At 59.9% G+C, this 19,542-nt stretch carries 15 protein-coding genes, 1 tRNA gene and 2 riboswitches; of the genes, 6 read left to right on the plus strand and 10 right to left on the minus strand.

Features of this window, described 5'->3' with window-relative positions:
* Positions 1–46 precede the first annotated feature (46 nt).
* Positions 47–1,150 (plus strand): VIT1/CCC1 transporter family protein, encoded by a 1,104-nt coding sequence (locus AUR04nite_RS05455; protein ID WP_141362767.1) that lies wholly within the window; start codon positions 47–49, stop codon positions 1,148–1,150.
* Here AUR04nite_RS05455 and AUR04nite_RS05460 read toward each other — a convergent pair.
* Both AUR04nite_RS05460 and AUR04nite_RS05465 read right to left on the minus strand, forming a co-directional pair.
* Entirely contained in the window at positions 1,147–1,968 is an 822-nt protein-coding gene (locus AUR04nite_RS05460) for a 5'-nucleotidase, lipoprotein e(P4) family (RefSeq protein ID WP_141362769.1), read from the minus strand. The two genes, AUR04nite_RS05455 and AUR04nite_RS05460, sit on opposite strands and share 4 nt — an antisense overlap.
* Before the next feature lie 148 nt (positions 1,969–2,116).
* Positions 2,117–3,304: an LOG family protein gene (locus AUR04nite_RS05465; RefSeq protein ID WP_141362771.1), complete on the minus strand. Its 1,188-nt coding sequence runs from the start codon at positions 3,302–3,304 to the stop codon at positions 2,117–2,119.
* 200 nt (positions 3,305–3,504) lie between these two features.
* On the opposite strand from AUR04nite_RS05465, the gene AUR04nite_RS05470 reads away from it, so the two are divergent.
* From AUR04nite_RS05470 to AUR04nite_RS05480, 3 genes are all read left to right on the plus strand, one after another.
* Positions 3,505–6,747 carry a DEAD/DEAH box helicase gene (locus AUR04nite_RS05470; protein WP_170184103.1) on the plus strand — a complete coding sequence of 1,081 codons (3,243 nt, stop codon included), beginning with the start codon at positions 3,505–3,507 and terminating at the stop codon, positions 6,745–6,747.
* Between the two features lie 164 nt (positions 6,748–6,911).
* Positions 6,912–7,196, plus strand: coding sequence for a hypothetical protein (locus tag AUR04nite_RS05475; protein ID WP_141362775.1), 285 nt, complete (start codon positions 6,912–6,914; stop codon positions 7,194–7,196).
* 362 nt (positions 7,197–7,558) lie between these two features.
* Entirely contained in the window at positions 7,559–7,915 is a 357-nt protein-coding gene (locus tag AUR04nite_RS05480; protein WP_141362777.1) for a hypothetical protein, read from the plus strand.
* A 103-nt stretch (positions 7,916–8,018) separates the two neighbouring features.
* On the opposite strand, the gene sucD is transcribed toward AUR04nite_RS05480, so the two are convergent.
* The 3 genes from sucD to pcrA form a co-directional block, all read right to left on the minus strand.
* Entirely contained in the window at positions 8,019–8,921 is a 903-nt protein-coding gene (sucD, locus tag AUR04nite_RS05485) for a succinate--CoA ligase subunit alpha (protein ID WP_141362779.1), read from the minus strand.
* A 16-nt stretch (positions 8,922–8,937) separates the two neighbouring features.
* Positions 8,938–10,110 carry an ADP-forming succinate--CoA ligase subunit beta gene (gene sucC / locus AUR04nite_RS05490; protein ID WP_141362781.1) on the minus strand — a complete coding sequence of 391 codons (1,173 nt, stop codon included), beginning with the start codon at positions 10,108–10,110 and terminating at the stop codon, positions 8,938–8,940.
* Between the two features lie 244 nt (positions 10,111–10,354).
* Positions 10,355–12,736 carry a DNA helicase PcrA gene (gene pcrA, locus AUR04nite_RS05495; protein ID WP_141362783.1) on the minus strand — a complete coding sequence of 794 codons (2,382 nt, stop codon included), beginning with the start codon at positions 12,734–12,736 and terminating at the stop codon, positions 10,355–10,357.
* Positions 12,737–12,817: 81 nt separating this feature from the next.
* Between pcrA and AUR04nite_RS05500 the strand changes: the two genes are divergently transcribed.
* Entirely contained in the window at positions 12,818–13,486 is a 669-nt protein-coding gene (locus AUR04nite_RS05500) for a hypothetical protein (RefSeq protein ID WP_246055382.1), read from the plus strand.
* Positions 13,487–13,551: 65 nt separating this feature from the next.
* A tRNA-Arg gene (locus AUR04nite_RS05505) sits at positions 13,552–13,625 on the plus strand.
* A gap of 176 nt (positions 13,626–13,801) precedes the next feature.
* On the opposite strand, the gene AUR04nite_RS05510 is transcribed toward AUR04nite_RS05505, so the two are convergent.
* The 5 genes from AUR04nite_RS05510 to AUR04nite_RS05530 form a co-directional block, all read right to left on the minus strand.
* The gene (locus AUR04nite_RS05510; protein WP_141362787.1) at positions 13,802–15,031 is read right to left on the minus strand and encodes an ROK family transcriptional regulator; all 1,230 of its coding nucleotides are present in this window, start codon (positions 15,029–15,031) and stop codon (positions 13,802–13,804) included.
* A gap of 634 nt (positions 15,032–15,665) precedes the next feature.
* Positions 15,666–16,160 (minus strand): HNH endonuclease, encoded by a 495-nt coding sequence (locus AUR04nite_RS05515; RefSeq protein WP_141362789.1) that lies wholly within the window; start codon positions 16,158–16,160, stop codon positions 15,666–15,668.
* Positions 16,161–16,389: 229 nt separating this feature from the next.
* On the minus strand, positions 16,390–17,247 hold the full coding sequence (locus AUR04nite_RS05520) for a C40 family peptidase (protein ID WP_141362791.1): 858 nt from the start codon (positions 17,245–17,247) through the stop codon (positions 16,390–16,392).
* A 4-nt stretch (positions 17,248–17,251) separates the two neighbouring features.
* Positions 17,252–17,421: riboswitch (cyclic di-AMP (ydaO/yuaA leader) on the minus strand.
* Between the two features lie 122 nt (positions 17,422–17,543).
* The gene (locus AUR04nite_RS05525) at positions 17,544–18,575 is read right to left on the minus strand and encodes a M23 family metallopeptidase (RefSeq protein WP_141362793.1); all 1,032 of its coding nucleotides are present in this window, start codon (positions 18,573–18,575) and stop codon (positions 17,544–17,546) included.
* A 2-nt stretch (positions 18,576–18,577) separates the two neighbouring features.
* A riboswitch (cyclic di-AMP (ydaO/yuaA leader) is annotated at positions 18,578–18,742 on the minus strand.
* Between the two features lie 92 nt (positions 18,743–18,834).
* Positions 18,835–19,533, minus strand: a complete 699-nt coding sequence (locus AUR04nite_RS05530) for a metal-dependent transcriptional regulator (RefSeq protein ID WP_141362795.1) — start codon at positions 19,531–19,533, stop codon at positions 18,835–18,837.
* Between the last annotated feature and the right edge of the window lie 9 nt (positions 19,534–19,542).

Raw genomic sequence — 19,542 nt, forward strand, 5'->3', positions numbered from 1 at the left:
TTGGGTTTCACAGGAAATCCCCGGCCGTAGGAGGGTCATCCTCGCGATGTCACACAACCCCGCGACACAGCCAACCCCAGCCCAGATCCGCAGATGGCGCCAATATGTTGCCGACGAAGCAGCAGAAGGCGCCATCTACCGCGCACTGGCAGAAAAGAAAACCGGCCAAGAGCGGCAGATCCTGCTCGGCCTGGCAGAAGCAGAAGCCCGGCACGAAGAATACTGGCGCGCCAAGCTGGGCGAACACGACCGTCCGGTCCGCCCCTCGCTACGCCGCAGCTTCCTCAGGCTTCTGGCCGCCCGCTTCGGCTCGGTCTTCGTCCTGGCCCTGGCCCAGCGCGCCGAAAGCAGCACCCCCTACGCCAAGGACGAGGATGCCACGCCGCAGATGGCTGCGGACGAGCAGGTCCACGAGGAAGTAGTCCGGGCCTTGGCCACCGCAGGCCGCGCTCAGCTCTCCGGCAACTTCCGCGCCGCAGTGTTCGGCGCCAACGACGGCCTGGTCTCCAACCTGGCACTAGTCATGGGCATCGGAGCCACCGGCGTCTCCGCCGGCATGGTGCTGTTCTCCGGCATCGCCGGCCTGCTGGCCGGCGCGCTGTCCATGGCCGCCGGCGAGTATGTTTCGGTGCGCTCCCAGCGCGAGCTGCTCACCGCTTCGCGCCCCACCCAGGTCACCCTGACCGCGGCCCAGCACCTTGACCTCGACGCCAACGAGCTGGTGCTGATCTACAAGGCACGCGGCATGAGCGACGAAGATGCAGAGCACCGCGCCGCCGAGCGCATGGGCCTGTTCACCTGCGACTGCAACCCATCCTTCTCGCTGAACCCGGAGGAACGCTCCGAGGAACTGGCGAACGAGCACGAGGAACTAGGCTCCGCCACCGGCGCCGCCACCTCCTCATTCCTGATGTTCGCCTCGGGTGCGGTGATCCCGATCCTGCCGTACATCTTCGGCATGACCGGGATCGCAGCCATCATCACCTCCGTGGTGCTGGTCGGCGTCGCCCTGATGGTCACCGGCGGCATCGTCGGCCTGCTCTCCGGCGCCTCGCCGCTCAAGCGCGGCCTGCGCCAGCTGGCCATCGGCTGGGGCGCCGCAGCGGTGACCTACTGCCTGGGCCTGCTCTTCGGCACCAACGTCGCCTAGTCGCCGACGGTTAGTTCCGCATCCCATACATCCAGCGCAGCCTTGGACCACGAACCGTAGGTAGGATTCGGCAGGACGATCCACTCGTCCCCGAACTTTTCAACGTTCTGCTCCACCAGGCTGCGCTGCTGCGTTAATGGGCTGCCGGCAAAACGCTGGTCGAAGTCGTGCAGCGTATCTCCCAGCTGCATCAAAACCCTGTGATCGCTTTGCACCTTGGCCCGCCGCTCCTGCTTCGGAGGCCCCAGCAGCAGGACCTGGTCTTCATCCACCTGCGGCAGGCCCAGCTCTTCAAGGCTGGCCAGGGTCGCATCGAGATTCTCTACGCTGCGGTCCGAAATGTAGTAGATGTCCACTCCCAGCTGGTCAGCGCGGTCCAAGAAGTCCTTGGCTCCGTTGATCAGCGCAGGATGCCCATCCTGCTCCCAGGCTCCCCACGTATCCCAGGTGGTGTAGTCGTGGCATTGCTGCATGTCCCGTGCCAGCAGCGCGGTGTTGTCGATGACCGTCTCGTCAAGATCCGTGATGATTGCCAGCTTCTGATGCTTTGGCGCGGAGTTGCCCTTGCCATTGTTGCTCTTGGTGCGGGCTTCCTTGACCTTCTGCTCAAGCTTCGCCGTCGCCATTGCGTAGGTCTGCGCCTGCAGTGCCTGCGCTTCGGCGGACTGCTGCTGCCAGCGCAGAGCCATTGCATACTGGCTCACGGTGCATGCGCTCGACGTCTCGGTTGCAGCGGCGGGAGCCTGTCCCGCAGCCGCCACATATCCCCCTGCAGAACCGACAGCCAGCGCCACGGCAATCGCAGTAATTTTCCTCATTCTCGCCCCTTTGCGACCGATGAAAGGGCGGCTGCACTCGTTGGGCAGCCGCCATGAGATTCAGGCTAACAACGAGCGTGACCCAAGTCACTACTGATATATCAATATTTCATATGTTGAACATCAGCGAAGCGGGCGGATGGGCAAGCTACTGTCCGGGAATCCTGGTGCGCCTGCGCAGCGGCTGCACGGTCCCAAGGAATGCCACTGCCTCTTCGACGCTGTCCACCAGTGCGATCTTGTCTTCCATCACCCGCTGCGCCGCAAGCGCCTTCAGCAGCTGCCACGCCGGCAGGGTCTTGGTCCAGTGTTCCTCCCCCACCAGCACCAGGGGCACAACGCGGGCTCCGGTGGCGTAGTAGTTTTCGCAGGCATCCTGGAAGATCTCCTGCACCGTCCCCGCAGCGCCGGGCAGTACGATGATCCCGCCGTTCGACTGCTCCAGCAGCGTCGCTTCCCTGATCGAGTTGGTAAAGAACTTCGCGATGTGCGTTGCGAAGAGATTGGGCGGCTCATGACCGTAGAACCAGGTCGGCACGCCCAACGACTTGTGGCTCGAAGGGAAGCGGTCCTTCACGGCGAGCGCCAGCCGGGCCCAGCCGGTGCGGTGGTGGATCGCATCGGGTTCGGCAGCCAGCATGCTCAACGCCGTTGCGACATCCTTCTGGTCATAGTCAGCCAGCCAGGCGCCTGCATTGGCCGCCTCCATCGCCCCTGGCCCGCCACCGGTAGCCACGGCATATCCAGATCGGGTCAGCATCGCTCCGAGCCGCAGGGCCTGCGCGTACTGCTCGGTCCCCCGGTCCATGGCATGCCCTCCCATGACTCCGATAATCGGGGTGTCCTTGAACGCACCGTCGTAGATTTCAGCAATCAGCGCTTGGCCGATGTGGTGGTCGTGCAGCGTGGTGGCCATGGCATCCGCATCGTCCAGCGACCTGCCCGGATTTCTATGTTGGGAGTACGCGTAGATCTGGGCGTCGAGGACCTTGTCATAGGTTTCGGCGCGGATCCCGTCATAGAGTTCCTGCGGGGTATAAAGTCCCCTGTCACTGGTCCGGAAAGGCAGGTGGTGCCCGGAGTCCATGCACAGCCCGCCAGTGCGTTCAATCAATTCCCTGCCCTTCGGAGAAAACTGGCAGTCGATAAATAGCGCTTCAGATAAATCCAGGGCTGGAAGCACTGCATCCCGCTCGCGCAGATCCACGCGGTGAACGCGCCAGCCGCGCCCGCGGGCGCTGGATGTATTCAGCGCTTCGGCGGCAAGCCTGTCGAATTCCGCCAATGAGGTGATGTTGACGGCACGCGCCGGGAGGTAGGGCCAGACATGAGACATGGCTCAACGCTACGCGATGATTAGGGATTATTCACAGTGGCCCCTTTCAACTTTCACCATTGAGAAGAACGTGAAACGATTAGCGGATGACGAATTCTGTTCCACCCACCATTGATGCCAGAAACTTGCTGGCTTTCTTGGGTAATGTTCCTTATTTCTTCGGAAAGAAACTCTCCGACGAAGCTAATGCAGTTACCGGTGTGGAATTTAATGAGTCGACGCTGCAGGTTGAGGGCCATGTCACCGATGCCGACACCGAGTACTCGGCGATGGTCCAGCTGCGCCGCGGGGCGACCGGCTGGGAAATCGATTCCGGTTCCTGCAACTGCGACAATACGGAAATCTGTTCGCATATCGCGGCGCTGATGCTGACCTCAAACAAGCAGGCCGCGCTGGCCAAGACCGCTGTGTACCGCGAAGAAAAGCCGGTTACCGAATGGTCGCAGCAAATCGATGCCTGGTACCAGCCTCGCGAACCGCGCCCCACCGACGGATTGCTGGGATCACCCAATGACCCGGTAGTGCCGATGGCACTCCAATTTCTGCTCTTCGACGCCAAAGATGCTTCGCAGCAGCAGCAGTGGATGCCGGCAGGAGTTGCGGCACAGGCCAACACCGCCACCCGCAGGAAGCGCTTCCGCCTGGGCGTGCGCCCGGTAGTACGCAATGCCGAAGGCCGCTGGGTCCGCGGGCAGCTGCGCTGGACCACCATCGGATTCAAGACCTTCGGCTGGAACCTGCTCAGGGCCCAGCACCACTGGTTTGCGCGCTTTGCCGCGATGGCGCGCAGCAACGGGCAGCTGCAGTTCAAGATCGATGAAGACTGGCTGTTCCTGGACGAATACTATTCCTACCTGCTGTGGCCGATGCTCGAAGAAGCCAAGGAACTGGGCATCGAATTGATCAGCTCGCGCAGCGAATCGACGGTTTCGGTGCTCTCCGCGTCGTGGATGGACCTTGCAGTCTCCGAAGACGACGAAAAGAACATGAGCATCGACGGCGTCCTGCATATGGGCGGGCAAGAACTCGTGCTGAACACCGACACCCCTTCCGGAGCAGTCGGCGACCACGGCTACTACATCCAGCTGAACGATCCCGAGCAGATTTGGCTGGCTCCGAGCCGCGAGAAGCACACGGACGTCAACCTCACCTGGCTGGACAACCATGCGCCGGTCCACGTCCCGGCCAAGGACACCACCGACTACTACAACAGCGAATACCAGCGCATGGGGTATTTCTTCGACGTGCGCAGCGCTTCGGAAGAACTCTCCCTGCCCAATCTGAAGCCGCCGTTCGTCAAGGCATCCATCTCCTACAAGATTGAAGACACTGATCACGGCACCCGCGAATCGGCCAACCTCGGGTTCAGCATCAGCTACCCCGGCATTTCCGACGAGCACAAGCCGCACGATGCCGAGGCGGAGCAGCGCCTCGCCGCCATCGTCAACGAACTATTTGAGAAGTCAACTGGTTCGGGCAACCCTGACCTGTCCCCGAAATTCTATTCGGGCACCGACATGATCGACTTCGTCTCCGAGCTCGTCCCAGCGCTGGCGGGGCATCCGGAAATCAAGCTTGAAGAGACTGGGCAGCGTCCGGTCTACCGCCAGCTGCGCGAGCTGCCGCAGCTGCAGATCAACGCAGTCGAGCACGAACGTAACGACTGGCTGGATCTCGGCCTGCTGATCAAGGTCGGCAACCACGAAGTCACCTTCGCTGTAGTCATCGAGGCGATTTCCAACGGCGCCATGAAGGTCAAGCTTCCGGACAACACCTGGTTCTCGCTGGACAACCCCATGTTCGCCAAGCTCAAAGAGCTGGTGGACGAGGCCCAAGCCCTCAACGACAAGCCCAAGGACGGGGACCTGAAGCTCTCGGTCTTCCAGATCTCGCTTTTCGAGGAGCTCGACGAGCTGGCCGAAGGCATCAACGGAGCGGACCTGTTCATCGCCCGCATGCGCGGCCTGCTGCGCGTGGCCGAAGGCGAGGAAGCAGAGGTCCCTGCCGGGCTCCAGGCCACCCTGCGCCCCTACCAGGTGGAAGGCTTCCGCTGGCTTGCCCGCCTATACCGCGGCGGATTCGGCGGCATCCTGGCCGATGACATGGGCCTGGGCAAGACCCTACAGACCATCGCCCTGGTGCTCCACGCCCACGAGCAGTGGGACGATCCGCAGGCCTGCGCCCAGCTGCCAGCCGCCCAGCAGGAGCGCGCGCCATTCCTCGTCGTCGCGCCGAGCTCGGTGGTTTCCAACTGGGAGATGGAAGTGCGCCGCTTTGCACCGAGCCTGAAGGTCGTCAGCATCGACTCGACACTGCGCGACGCCCGCCAGCTCAAGGAGCTCTCGGAAGGCAATGACGTGGTCCTGACGACCTATACGCTGCTGCGCCTGAATGACGAGATCTACGAGTCCCAGCGCTTCGCCGGCCTGATCCTGGATGAGGCCCAGTTCGTGAAGAACCGTTCCACCAAGGCCCACAAGGCCGCGGTGAACCTGCAGACGAACTTCAAGCTGGCGGTCACCGGCACCCCGATGGAAAACAACCTCTCGGAGCTCGGTGCGCTACTGCTGCTCACCGCGCCGTCGCTGTTCATGAACATCACCCGATTCAACCGGCAGTTCGCCCGCCCGATCGAGGTGTTGGGCGACAAGGAAACCCTTGAGCTGCTCCAGCGCAGGGTCAAGCCGTTCATGCTGCGCCGCACCAAGGAATCGGTGGTGCTTGATCTGCCTGCCAAGCAGGAGCAGAAGGTGCTGGTCCGCCTCTCCGAAGAGCACCAGCACGTCTACGACACCCACCTGAACCGCGAACGCCAGAAGATCCTGCACCTGGTGGAGGACCTGGACAAGAACCGCTTCACCATCTTCCAGTCGCTGACCCATCTGCGCATGCTGGCCCTGGAGCCTTCGCTGGTCGACCCCGAGCTCAGCGAGGTGCCGGGCTCCAAGCTGGAGGCGTTGTTCGACCAGCTGGACGACGTGCTCAACGAAGGCCACCGCGCCCTGGTCTTCAGCCAGTTCACCTCATACCTGAAGGTCCTGGCTGACAAGCTGACCGAGCGCGGAGTGAAATTCGTGTACCTCGACGGCAGCACCCGCAACCGCGCCTCGGTGATCGAGCAGTTCAAGGAAGGCGAGGCGCCGCTGTTCCTGATCTCGCTCAAGGCCGGCGGCTTCGGTTTGAACCTGACCGAGGCGGACTACTGCTTCCTGCTTGACCCGTGGTGGAACCCCGCCGTGGAGGCCCAGGCAATCGACCGCACGCACCGCATCGGGCAGACCCGCCAGGTCATGGTGTACCGCATGATCGCGCAGGGCACCATCGAAGAAAAGGTGGTGGCGCTGCAGGACACCAAGAGGCAGCTGATCAACACCGTCATGGACGAAGCCGACGGCTTCGCCAAAGCCCTGACAGCACAGGATATCCGCGGACTTCTTGAATAACAGATTGATTAAGTCTTCGTGGTTCGGGCGGTAAACCGTCCCGAAACAGGCTATATTCGATATGCCCCCTCGTGTGCGCTACACCACACCAACCGCAGGCTGAGGGGCATCCGTTCCGGGAGGTCTTCTCCTGGGACTAACGCAAGATGAAGGCGGTCATAACCGTGTCCCTGATCAAATCGGAGACTCTGAGTACACCGGATGACGACTGGATGGACGCATCGGTGAGCACAGAAGCAGATCGTGTGGTGATTGAAACCGAGCGGGAGTCCCTATCGTTGCACAACGACCGGCTCTTGGAGAAGATCCAGAGGGTTCTCGCGTCCCCACTGGAAGAAATTTTCTACAACCCAAAGCACCGGATGCTGCTGATCCCAGGGGCATTCGCTGTCATTGGCTCTTCATTTTTGAGAGTTGATACGGAGGCTGCCGCTGGCCTAAGAGGCTAGCGCAGCGCCAGTTTCCATCACGCCCCAGGCGAGCCGCAAACCGGCCGCCGTGGGGCGTTTGTTTTGCCATTTCATGGGCACGAGCCCTGTTCCCTGACTGATATCTTTGAGTACATCGATCTTTTTGAAGATGAAAAGACTAGCAGCAGGAGCAAAGTCCCGTGAACCGCGCCATCCCAAGAGCAGCACTTTCAGTTGCGGCAGTTTTGCTGCTCGGGGGCTGCGCAAGCTCCGGCCCCCGGCAAGACGGGCCTTTGCAATTCGGTTTAGATGATGCACAGCCAGGAGCATCAATCTGCAGTCCGGTCAATCCGACTGACCCGCGGGTGGGAGTTTCAGGGATAGCCGAGAACCGATCTGCCATGCCTGTCTGGATTACCGCCGTTGATGTGCTGGAAGCACAGAACTGGACAACCAGCCAAAGCCTCGTCAGCGATGTGTCCGACTCAGCGCCTGCAGTGTATTCCTGGAATTCAGACAGCCTCAATGACCCATCGCAGGCCCAGCTAATTGCCAGCATGGGCGCCCTGCAGCAGCCGGTACAGGTGAATCCAGGCCAATCAATACAGGTTGGAGTCTCCGGCTTGCTGCAGGCTCCGGACCAGGAGGCCAAAGTTTCACAGCTCAAGATCTCCTATACCCCGAATAACCAATCAACCATGGTCAGCACAGTCGTGGGAGGTCCTGAGGTGCGGTGGAACCCCAGCGGCTGCAACTGACCGTTCCTGGATGCAGCGAGGGCCGCCCAGTCCACTAAAAAGTGGATTGGGCGGCCCTTGGCTAGCTTCAAGCGCTAGAGCCCCCGAGTGGGGAATCTAAGGCTTAGAGAGCTGCGAAAACCTCGCGCAGCAGGCGTGCGGTCTCCGAAGGAGTCTTGCCAACCTTGACGCCGGCAGCTTCCAGTGCTTCCTTCTTGGCCTGGGCGGTGCCAGCCGAGCCGGAAACGATGGCGCCTGCGTGGCCCATGGTCTTGCCTTCTGGGGCGGTGAAGCCTGCAACGTAGCCAACAACTGGCTTGGTTACGTTGGCCTTGATGTAGTCAGCTGCGCGCTCTTCAGCGTCGCCGCCGATCTCACCGATCATCACGATGGCCTTGGTCTCTGGGTCAGCTTCGAAAGCAGCCAGGGCATCGATGTGGGTGGTGCCGATGACTGGGTCGCCGCCGATGCCGATGGCGGTGGAGAAGCCCAGGTCGCGCAGTTCGTACATCATCTGGTAGGTCAGGGTGCCGGACTTGGAAACCAAGCCGATTGGGCCCTTGCCGGTGATGTTGTTCGGGGTAATGCCGACCAGTGCCTCACCTGGGGTGATGATGCCTGGGCAGTTAGGGCCGATGATGCGGGTGATCTGGTTGCCGTCTGCGTCGACCTTGGACTGTGCCAGTGCCCAGAACTCAGCCGAGTCCTGTACTGGAACGCCTTCGGTGATGACGACGACCAGGCCGACCTCGGCCTCGATGGCCTCGATGACTGCGTCCTTGGTGAACTTAGGCGGCACGAAGACGATGGAAACGTCAGCGCCGGTCTCGGCCTTGGCCTCAGCCACGGTGCCGAAGACCTTGATTTCCTTGTCACCGTGGGTCACGGTGGTGCCGGCCTTGCGTGCGTTCACGCCGCCGACGATGTTGGTGCCGGCCTTGAGCATCAGGGCGGTGTGCTTGGTGCCTTCGCCGCCGGTGATGCCCTGGACGATGACCTTGGAGTCCTTGTTCAGGTAAATGCTCATTGTTCGCTATTCCCTCTTACTTCGCTGCGTTGGCGAGCTCGGCGGCCTTGTCGGCGCCCTCGTCCATGGTTGCTGCCAGGGTCACCAGTGGGTGGTTGGCTTCTGCCAGGATGGCGCGGCCTTCCTCCACCTTGTTGCCGTCCAGGCGGACAACCAGCGGCTTGTTGGCCGAATCGCCAAGGGTGTTCAGTGCGCCCACGATGCCGTTGGCCACTGCGTCACAGGCGGTGATGCCGCCGAAGACGTTGACGAACACGGACTTGACCTGTGGGTCGTTCAGGATGACGTCCAGGCCGTTGGCCATGACCTCAGCCGAAGCGCCGCCGCCGATGTCCAGGAAGTTTGCTGGCTTCACGTCGCCGTGGTTCTCGCCTGCATAGGCGACAACGTCGAGGGTGGACATAACCAGGCCTGCACCGTTGCCGATGATGCCGATTTGGCCGTCCAGCTTGACGTAGTTCAGGCCCATGGCCTTGGCCTTGGCTTCCAGCGGGTCTGCAACAGCCTTGTCCTCGAGCTCTTCGTGAGCTGGGTGGCGGACCTCGGAGGCGTTGTCATCCAGGGAGACCTTGCCGTCCAGTGCGACGATGTCGCCGGCGCCGGTCTTCACCAGTGGGTTGACCTCAACGAGGGTGGCATCTTCTTCCTTGAAGACGGTCCACAGCTTCTGCAGGGTTTCTGCAACCTTGCCGCGCAGCTCTTCTGGGAAGCCTGCTTCAGCAACGATCTCGGCTGCCTTGGCAGCGTCGATGCCAACCAGCGGATCAACTGCAACGCGGGCCAGAGCTTCTGGGCGCTCCTCAGCCAGCTGCTCGATCTCCATGCCGCCTTCTACCGAGCACATGGCCAGGTAGTTGCGGTTTGCACGGTCCAGCAGCACCGAGAAGTAGAATTCCTCGGCGATGTCTGCGCCCTGGGCGATCATGACCTTGTTCACGGTGTGGCCCTTGATGTCCATACCGAGAATGTTGGTTGCGTGCTCGAAGGCTTCGTCTGCGGTCTTTGCAACCTTGACGCCGCCAGCCTTGCCACGGCCGCCAACCTTGACCTGTGCCTTAACTACTACAACGCCGCCGATCTTCTCAGCTGCGGCCTTGGCTTCTTCCGGGGTGTAAGCGACGATACCGGCAAGCACGGGAACGCCGTGTGCCTCGAATAGATCGCGCGCCTGGTACTCATACAGGTCCACGGGTTTGTGTCCTTCGTTCGAAGTTCATGCTGACTCGCGGCATAGCTCTGGACCGAAATCCAAAACCACACCTAAGTAAGCGCACCGCAAGCAAGCGAACGTCGAAACGGCGCCGTAGGCCGTGCGCATCTCTCAGACTAGCCCTACTTTCGCAACTTTCCCACTTTTACCGCCTGTAGAGATTCCGAGGTCGTTGGACATTTTCAGTTAAATGTGATTAACGGAACACGGTTTCTTCCGTCTCCTAGTCCACGATTTCTAGCGGAGCGTAGCGCAGCAGAAGTCTTTTCTCGGAATCCGGAAATTGCACCTTGGCCACAGTTTTGTCCCCTGAGCCCTCCAGAGCGATGACAGTGCCCAAACCAAAAGAGGAATGCTTGACATGCTGCCCCACCTTGGGCACGACAATTTCCTTGTTCTGCACCACGCGCTGCTTTGAAACCGGGGCCGCGTTATGTCCACGGACCGGAAGCGCTGGTGCGGAGGATCCTGCACCCCAGTGGCTGCCCCGGTCGTACCTGCTTGTTGCGAAATTAACACTGCCGGAGCCGAAGGACAGTCCGCCGCCGAAGGAAGAGCCTTCGCGCTTCCAGTCGATCAGCGATGCCGGGACTTCTTCGAGGAACTGGCTGGCAGGGTTGTACTGGGCCTGCCCCCACAGGCTGCGCTGTTCTGCACGCGTCAGGTACAGGCGTTCACGCGCACGGGTCAGCCCCACATAGGCCAAGCGGCGCTCTTCGGCCAGCTCCTTCTCATCGGTCATCGACCTCTGGTGCGGGAATACGCCGTGCTCCATGCCGGTGAGGAAGACCACTGGGAATTCAAGGCCCTTGGCAGTGTGCAGGGTCATCAGCGTGACCATGCCTTCACGAGCGGCCATGGCCGCTCCCTCGTCGTCGCTGGGAGCCTCTGGGATCTGGTCTGCGTCGGCTACCAGTGCCACCCGCTCCAGGAATCCTGCTAGGCCGCCTTCTGGCTCGTCGTTTACGTAGTCCCGCACCACAGCCACAAGTTCTGCCAGGTTCTCCACACGGGATTCGTCCTGGGGGTCGCTGGAGGTGCGCAGAGTCTCTAGGTATCCGGTCTGCTCAAGCACGGCTTCCAGAGCCTCGGCAGGGCCCGACCCCTCTGCCACTGTCTGCAGGTCGTCCATGAGCGCCACGAAGGCCTGGGTCATCTTGATGCCGCGGGTGCCCAAGCCCGGAGCTTCATCGGAACGGCGCAGCGCTTCCATAAAGGAAATGCGGTCGCGTTCTGCCAACGCCGCCACAGCTCCTTCCGCGCGGTCGCCAATCCCGCGCTTGGGTTCATTCAGGATCCGGCGGACGTTGATGTCGTCGGCGGGATTCACCAAGGCCCTAAGGTAGGCCAGCGCATCCTTGATTTCCTTGCGGTCGTAGAACCTGGTGCCGCCGACAACACGGTATTTCAGGTCCACGCGCATCAGTTGCTCTTCCAGTGCACGGGATTGAGCATTGGTGCGATAGAAGATCGCTACATCTCCAGGGCGCACGTCTTCCTCGTCGTTCAGGCGCAAGATCTCTTCTGCGATCCACCTCGCCTCGTCGGATTCCGACTCCCCCACGTAGCCGACGATCTGTTCCCCGTCGCCGCTCGCGGTCCACAGCTTCTTGTCATTGCGGTCAGGGTTGCGCTTGATGACTTCGTTGGCCGCCGACAGGATGTTCTGCGTAGAACGGTAGTTCTGCTCCAGCTTGATGGTCGCCGCGTTCGGGTAGTCCTTTTCGAACTCGATGATGTTGCGGATGTCGGCGCCGCGGAAGGCATAGATGGACTGGTCGGAGTCGCCGACCACGGTCAGTTCGCCCGGTGGGGTCTGCCCGTCGGGGCCGGTCAGTTCGCGCACCAGGGAGTACTGCGCGTGGTTTGTATCCTGATATTCGTCGATCAGCACGTGGCGGAACCGGCGCCGGTAGTTGTCCGCGACGCGTGGGAAGGCGCGGAACATGAAGACGACCTGCCCGATGAGGTCGTCAAAGTCCAGCGCATTGGCGGCCCGCATGCGCTGGGTGTAGCCGCGGTAGACCTCGGAGACCGCCCGGGCAAAGGGGTCGTTGGTGTTGATCGTTGCCGCGTAGTCTTCATCGTCGATCAGCTCGTTCTTCAGCGATGAGATTTTGTGGGCGATGGCCTTGGGCGTGAAGCGCTTCGGGTCGATCTCAAGGCCCTTGGCCACCAGCGTGATCAAGCGCAGCGAATCGGCAGAGTCATAGATGGAGAAATTGGATTTCAGGCCAATGGTGGCTGCCTCGCGACGCAGAATTCGCACGCAGGACGAGTGGAAGGTCGAGATCCACATCTTCTTTGCCTGGTCTTCGCCGATCAGTTCGGCGGCGCGTTCACGCATCTCGGCTGCGGCCTTATTGGTAAAGGTAATCGCGAGAATTTCGTGCGGGCGGGACCTCCCTGTGGCCAGCAGGTAGGCGATCCGATGCGTCAGCACCCTGGTCTTGCCAGATCCTGCGCCCGCGATGATCAGCAGCGGCCCGCTGGCGTAGCGTACTGCCTGTTCCTGCTGGGGATTCATGCCGACAAGCAGTTCGTCGGCAGTGGGCAGTGCCTGTGCTGCGGCTTCTGGAGCGAAATCATCAAAAAGGAAATCCATGATAATGCCAGTCTACGCAGTCGACAGGACAGTACCGTCTTGCATGAATGTTGGGCAGCGATCGCAGGCATAATGGGATATATGGCAAAGAAGGTCAAAAAGTCCAAGGAATACCGCAAACCCTCCCAATTCGTGGAGCAGCAAGGTGAGATTCTGGATCGGCGCCTGCGCGCATACAACGGAGTGGAAAGCACTTCGCATGAGAACAAGTCCAATCCCATGCTGCTCATCTCAGCCGGACTGGTGATCTGCGTCTTCCTCTTCTTCTATCTGCATGTGATGACGCTGAACCAGATGAAGGACCTCAGCGATGGGTTGACCATGCCTGATCAGAGGATCTTCGGCTACACCCTGGATGACATCCAGGCCCTGCGCTCGGTCATGGACGACGATGCCCGCGGGCAGCTGAACTACGTCCACAAAACCGCCGGCCTGCTCTTCCCGCTGTTCACCGGGGGCATCAGCATGCTGCTGTTCATCCGCTGGATCCCCAACCGCTCGACGCGCTGGCTCGCATGGTGCGCCCCACTGGGCTTCGCAGTGGTGGACATCATTGAGAATTTCGCCATTGACGCACTGTTCTCGGCCGGCGAAGTTACTGCAGGCGCTGTGATGTTCGCTTCGATCCTCACAACGATTCGATGGGCATTGCTCATCATCACTGCTGGACTCATCGTGGGCTTGGGAATCACCCGAGGCAACCGTGCTTTAAAGCTAAAGATGGAAAAATTGCGAGGCGAGACCCCATAAGTCCATGGGTGGAATTACTGATTCAAGCGCCTCATAAGATAGGCTAGATGGTGATTTCACACCCAGCCTCTGTAGCTCAGTAGGATAGAGCGACCCTCTCCTAAAGGGTAGGCCGTCGGTTCGATTCCGGCCAGGGGCACACAAAAATCAAAGCCTTGCTTCCCAATTTTTATCAGGGAAGCAGGGCTTTATTTCATTTCTGGCGGCCACACACGTTGCCAGCGTCTTATCTGCCTAAATAAAAGCGAAGGGCGCGTTCCCCCATGGAACGCGCCCTTCGATATTGCTCAGTATGCTGCTGGTGCAGTCCGCTGATTAGCGCAGAAGCAGCGCAGTCGCCTTTGGCGACAGCGAAGCATCCATGACTACACACGCACCACCGACGGCGCCAACGTTGCCGCCGAGCTTCGAGGTGCGGGATTCGATCTCATGGACAGCACGCAACGCAAAGCGGCGCTGGATGGCGGCATCGACATCATCGGCCACCAGCTCGTTGACCTTGACCCACTGCGGGCCGCCGAAGACAACTTCGCGGATATCCAGCGAGTTTGCCAGCTGGCCGGCGACTTCGCCAACCATCACCATGGTTTCGGTGACGATTTCCTTGGCAACCGCATTGCCTTCAAGCGCCAACTCGGTCAGTCGGTTGATGCCTTCTGCGCGCTGCTCTGGGCCTAGGATTTCATAGGTCGGCAGGTCAAGACCGCGCTCCTGAGCCTTCTGCGAGATGAACTCGTAGGAGGTGCCAGCAGCCAAGCAGTCGTCCGCGCCGCACTCTTCGCACTTGATCGACTTGTAGCCGGTGGAGTAGTGGCCGATCTCGCCGGCATTGTTGCTGGCGCCGTGGTGGACTTCGCCATTGATGACGATGCCTGCGCCAAAGCCATGGCCGCAGTAGACGAACACGAAGTCGTCGGCTTTTTCTTCCTTCGACTGCCACAGCTCGCCTACTGCCGAGGCAATGGTGTCCTTTTCAATGATCACCTGCAGGCGGAGCAGCTTGCGCAGCGGGTTGACCAATTCAACATCAGCCCAGCCATCAAGCAGCGGCGGGTTCAGCACTACGCCTTCTTCGACGTTGACCGGACCAGGAACAGCAATGCCGACGCCTACGATGTGCTTCTTCGGGACGCGGATTTCAGCGATGAGCTCCTTGACCGTGTTGGCCATCAGCTGCACGGTTTCTGAAGCAACTTCGAGGTTGGGAACTTCGATGCTGCGCTCGCGCAATACTTCCCCGCGCAGGTTCATCGCTACGAAGCTCAGGACGCTTGGGTCGAGGTGGATGCCGATGGAAACTAGGCGATTGCCTTCAAGTTCCAAAACAGTGCGTGGTTTTCCGGGGCCGGAAACGATCGTGCGGTCTTCGCGTACGATTCCGTCGTCGAGAAGTCGACGTACAACGTTCGAAATGGTCTGCGGTGAAAGTCCTGTCGAACCTGCAAGTTCGACACGGCTGATGCCATCCGGTGCCCGGCGGATGGACTCAAGAATTACTGCTTGGTTGAAGTCTCCCAAGCGGCCTAGGTTTGTACCCCGTCGCATTAATGCTCCATTGATCTGTAAAGTTGATGGATCGATCTTCCTATTCCAACGTTTCGCCTTGCTCACTAGGAAACGGTCAAAAACTGCGAGTAATACAACCGTTCGTCGTTGCAACTAAAAACGTTGGAGATCCAATTAAGCACGTTACCATCATTAAGGACTTCGCACACGCGATATTGCGAATTCGCGCCCATAAATCTTGGCGAGACAGGGCTTTGTTTAATCAACAACCAAGGACAAATCTCTCCATGTTGATTATTCGGCCCCCTTGTTGGAGGACTCGAAGCGTCGCGTCGGCGCACCTTTAGTAAATGCCGGTAGAGAAATTAAGAGAGATTCTTCGACTGCCGCTCCGGTGTTGCATCGATGCCAAGCGCTCCTTCCGGCACAGCACAGATGCCAAGCGGGGCTTCGCCGCAGGGTCGACGATTCTTGCAGGGCGCAGCCGATGGCATGCAGTATGCGATCACCGGAATGCTCCCCGCCGGCGATCACAAGCCTGCAAGGAGTATCTAACCGCGTACTGGACATGCCCCCTCGAATAAGGGCATGCCACAGCATTCTACTGAAGTAGGAACACTGCTAGGCCCATTCCGAACACCCTGCAACCGGTCTATGCCGGTTGTGTAGGACGTCAGCTGGCTTGCAGGTAGGTATCCCAGGCATCGTCGATATGATTGAGCCCCGAAACCAAGTGTCCCCCAATGCGAGGGCGATGCGGGGTGACTCGTAGCTGCCAGCCAAGCTGGGCGAGCATCTTGTCTGCCTTTCGGCTATTGCAGGAGAGGCAAGCCGCCACCAGGTTCTCCCAGGTGTTCTTTCCACCCCTGCTGCGTGGCACCACATGATCGATGGTGTTTGCCGCTTTGCCGCAGTATGCGCAGATAAACCTGTCGCGACGAAGAACGCCCCTACGGGTGACATGATTCATGTCCCTGTAGGGGCGTCGGACGTAGCGCTTTAAGACGATGACCGTTGGCCGCGGTAGTTCGCCGTGAGAGCTGCGCACAGGCTTGGAGTCATCCTGGAGCACTATCGTGGCTTTCTCCGCCATCACTAATAACAAGGCGCGTCGAAAGGTCACTACGGCTAAGGGCTCGTAGCCGGCGTTTAAAACAAGCGTTCGCATGATGCAGTACTTCCTTCTTGAACCGATGGCCGCCATCTGGCATGGTGGGGCTCGCGTTCTCTGTGGAGAGGTCTAACGCTAGCCTAAAGGATCAGTACGCTCATATGTGCCCGAAGGGCAAAAGATCTTCTGGAGTTCATCTACCCCAAAGCTTCCATTTACCCGTTAAATGACGACAGGCCGTTGAACGTCTTCCTCGTTCAACGACCTGCGGTCAGAAGCTAAATGCTTAGCGAGCCAGGGTGTAGTAACCGTACAGCGGGTTACGGCTCACCGAGTGGATCATGGTGTCCACGGTTGGGTTCTGTGCACCGATCATCTGACCGTTGCCCAGGTAGATGCCTACGTGGCTTCCGCCGCGCTGGAATACAAGATCGCCTGGCTTAGGGTTGCTGGTGCGCTTGAACTGGCCGGAACCCAGAATAGCCGAGGTGCCGCGTGCAATGTTGATGCCGTGCTTGGCATATACGTACTTGACGAAGCCCGAGCAGTCCCAACCGGAAGGAGTGTTACCGCCCCAGACATATGGAACGCCGACGTACTTTGCAGCGGTGGCTGCAATGCCGGACAGGTTGCCGGTGTTGACCGAAGACTCAGCCTTGACAGACTTGGTCTGGGTAGTGGTGGTCGACTTGGTCGAAGTCGACTGCTGGCCACGGTTCGAACGGGTCACAGGAGCGAATGCATCGTCCGAGGAGTTGCTCGACGAGGTGGTTTCGTTCGAGGAAGCCTGGGTGGCGGTCACGTCGTTGGCAACGGCGATGACTACTGGCTCTGGCTTAGGCTCTGCAGTGAAGCTTGCACGCTGAATGTCAACCGAAGCATCCTTGTCCGCAGCAACGGTAACTGCCTTGACAGCTACGCGCTCTGGGTTGATGGTGTCGACTGGCGCAGCGGATACGTCGCGCGATGCGGTGGCCTGTCCTGGGACACCCAGGGTGATGATCAAGCCGGAAGCAGCAGCAACGACTGCTGCCTGGCGTCCCACAGAGCCGGCATTGTTTGCCACGGCCTGCGAAATTGCTTCTAGCGAGTTAGTACGTGGCACGTCGGCGCGGCGACGTCCATGAGCTTGACGCTTGGTCACTATAAGAGCCTCTCCTTGATACCTACGAGGTAAGCTGTCGGGTTCGAAGTGGAGTTACCTCGGTGGATTTGAAGTTTCCTTCTCTTCCACTTCACCCCTAGGGTTGTTAGTTCAAACTAACTACCCGATGTTGGTTCCCCCGCCACTGCCGTACGAGTTGTGTATAACTGCACATTGCGTGTTGGCAGTGCTCGGTTCTCACGCAATGTTGCTCAGGGATCCCCTGGCACGCATCTAAGCCTATAGGATGATTTTCGAAATGTCACGTTTTGATCACGGAATGGTGACGAAGATCGTTATAACCAGCCGGCTGGGTCCTTAAACTGGCCGTCAACGATGACATCGAAGTGCACGTGGCACCCGGTCGAGTTGCCGGTGGTGCCGCTCAACGCGATCAAATCTCCGCGCTTGACCTTGTCGCCAACCTTGACCAAAACCTTGGTGTTGTGGCTGTAGCCGGTCTCCAGGCCATCGCCGTGATCAATCATGACGCGGTTGCCAGAGTGGCCGGCCCAGCCGGCGACCGTAACGGTGCCTGAAGCCGCTGCATAAACGTTGGTTCCGCACTGAACACCGTAGTCAGTACCGCCATGGATCATGGTGCCCGCACCGGTTGGGTTGTTGCGGTGGCCGAAAGGAGAAGTGATGCGGTTGGACTTCACCGGTCGATCGAGCAGGCCGGAAGTCGACTTGATCGCGGTGACGCTGCCGCCGGAAGCAGCCATGACTTCTGCAAGCTTTTCTTCGTTGGCAACCTTTGGATTGACATCCGAGGTCAATGCCGCGCGTTCCACTTCCAAGGAGCCAGCTTCTGGAGCCGTGACATCTACCACAGAAGCGGTTGCGGTGCGTTCTGCAGCGACAGCTACGGAGCCGTCTTCGGTCGAAGTGCCTGAAAGCTGAGGGGCAAATGCAGCCAATGCCAGACCTGAAACGGCGGCCACTGCTGCGATCTTGTGGCTGAATCCGAGCCGGGAAGATCCCTGCTTTGTCTTGCGGAGGTTCGAGATGAACTCGACGTTGCCGGAGATCTCTGCCGATTCGGCGGCAACCTTGACGGCTCCAGGAAGTGCAATGACGTTGCTGTCATTCTCTCCCAGCGCCAGCATCTGGCGGGTAGGAGCGATGCCGTAGCGCTGGCGGGCCTCAAAGCGGCGGCCAACAAAGTTGCTGTGAACTGGCGCAGCGGCCTCGATGGTTGCCACCGATTCGCTCACGCGCGATGCCCGGCGTCCACCGGAGCGCTCCACGGCGGAAGCGGCAATCTCGCTAATCGCGTCTAGTTCAACAACAGCGGCACGTCGGCCGGTCGTCTTGGTTTCGGCCAAAACATTCCTCTCAAGTTGCGCCTACGAAGTTAGCTGTCGGATTCGGCTCCTGAGATTGAGCCGGCCTGCTTCTACGCAAGACTTCACCCCAAGACGTTGCACGTCGTTAAGTGGGTCCCCCGCTATTGCCCTAAAAATACTTTTTCTCATCTTGGCGCAGGGCAATACTAGGCGTATGCGCATAAGGTGAGCCGGAGCTAGATAAACTACTAGCTCCGGTCGTTAACGTTACACGTCACCCCGGAAAGTTACAATTTCGTTATCTTTCCCGAGCTTGGACAAAAACGTGTCCGCTGACCTCCACAGGCAGCTCCAACGCACCCTCAATCCCCTGAACCCGGACGACGACATAGTCATCGGCGCGCTCCAAAGTGACAATCGCGCCGGGGCGGATTCCACCTTCATTCAGTTGTCCGAGCAGGATTGGGTCGGTTTGGATCGGCTCAGCCAAGCGTGCAATCGCCACCGGGCCTTCGACTCCATCAAGCAGCGCCTGGTCGAGGTTCACCACGTCAGATGAGATATCGCTCACTTTCGGCCCGCCGAGGACTTCGAGGCCCGGAATCGGGTTGCCGTACGGCGAAACAGTGGGCTTGCCCAGCAGATCATAAAGGCGGCGTTCTACGCGCTCACTCATCACATGTTCCCAGCGGCAGGCTTCTTCGTGGACGTACTCCCAGTCCAATCCGATCATGTCTGCCAGAAGGCGCTCGGCAAGGCGGTGCTTGCGCATCACGCTCGTAGCCAGTTCGTGGCCCTTTTCGGTCAGGGCAAGATGGCGGTCGGAAGAAACCACCACCAGTCCGTCGCGTTCCATGCGGGCTACGGTCTGGGAAACGGTCGGCCCGGAGTGGCCAAGACGCTCTGCGATGCGTGCACGCAAGGCCACGATCTCTTCTTCTTGTAGTTCAAGAATGGTACGCAGGTACATCTCGGTTGTATCGATAAGGTCTGACACGGCAGCCGC

Origin of the sequence: Glutamicibacter uratoxydans, from assembly GCF_006539925.1 — a bacterium.
GTDB lineage: Bacteria > Actinomycetota > Actinomycetes > Actinomycetales > Micrococcaceae > Glutamicibacter > Glutamicibacter uratoxydans.

Coding starts and splice junctions, on each gene's coding strand:
- sucD (WP_141362779.1), bottom strand. CDS start 8,921: ATGAGCATTTACCTGAACAAGGACTCCAAGGTCATCGTCCAGGGCATC.
- AUR04nite_RS05455 (WP_141362767.1), top strand. CDS start 47: ATGTCACACAACCCCGCGACACAGCCAACCCCAGCCCAGATCCGCAGA.
- AUR04nite_RS05510 (WP_141362787.1), bottom strand. CDS start 15,031: ATGCGACGGGGTACAAACCTAGGCCGCTTGGGAGACTTCAACCAAGCA.
- AUR04nite_RS05460 (WP_141362769.1), bottom strand. CDS start 1,968: ATGAGGAAAATTACTGCGATTGCCGTGGCGCTGGCTGTCGGTTCTGCA.
- AUR04nite_RS05515 (WP_141362789.1), bottom strand. CDS start 16,160: ATGCGAACGCTTGTTTTAAACGCCGGCTACGAGCCCTTAGCCGTAGTG.
- pcrA (WP_141362783.1), bottom strand. CDS start 12,736: ATGGATTTCCTTTTTGATGATTTCGCTCCAGAAGCCGCAGCACAGGCA.
- AUR04nite_RS05500 (WP_246055382.1), top strand. CDS start 12,818: ATGGCAAAGAAGGTCAAAAAGTCCAAGGAATACCGCAAACCCTCCCAA.
- AUR04nite_RS05480 (WP_141362777.1), top strand. CDS start 7,559: ATGCCTGTCTGGATTACCGCCGTTGATGTGCTGGAAGCACAGAACTGG.
- AUR04nite_RS05465 (WP_141362771.1), bottom strand. CDS start 3,304: ATGTCTCATGTCTGGCCCTACCTCCCGGCGCGTGCCGTCAACATCACC.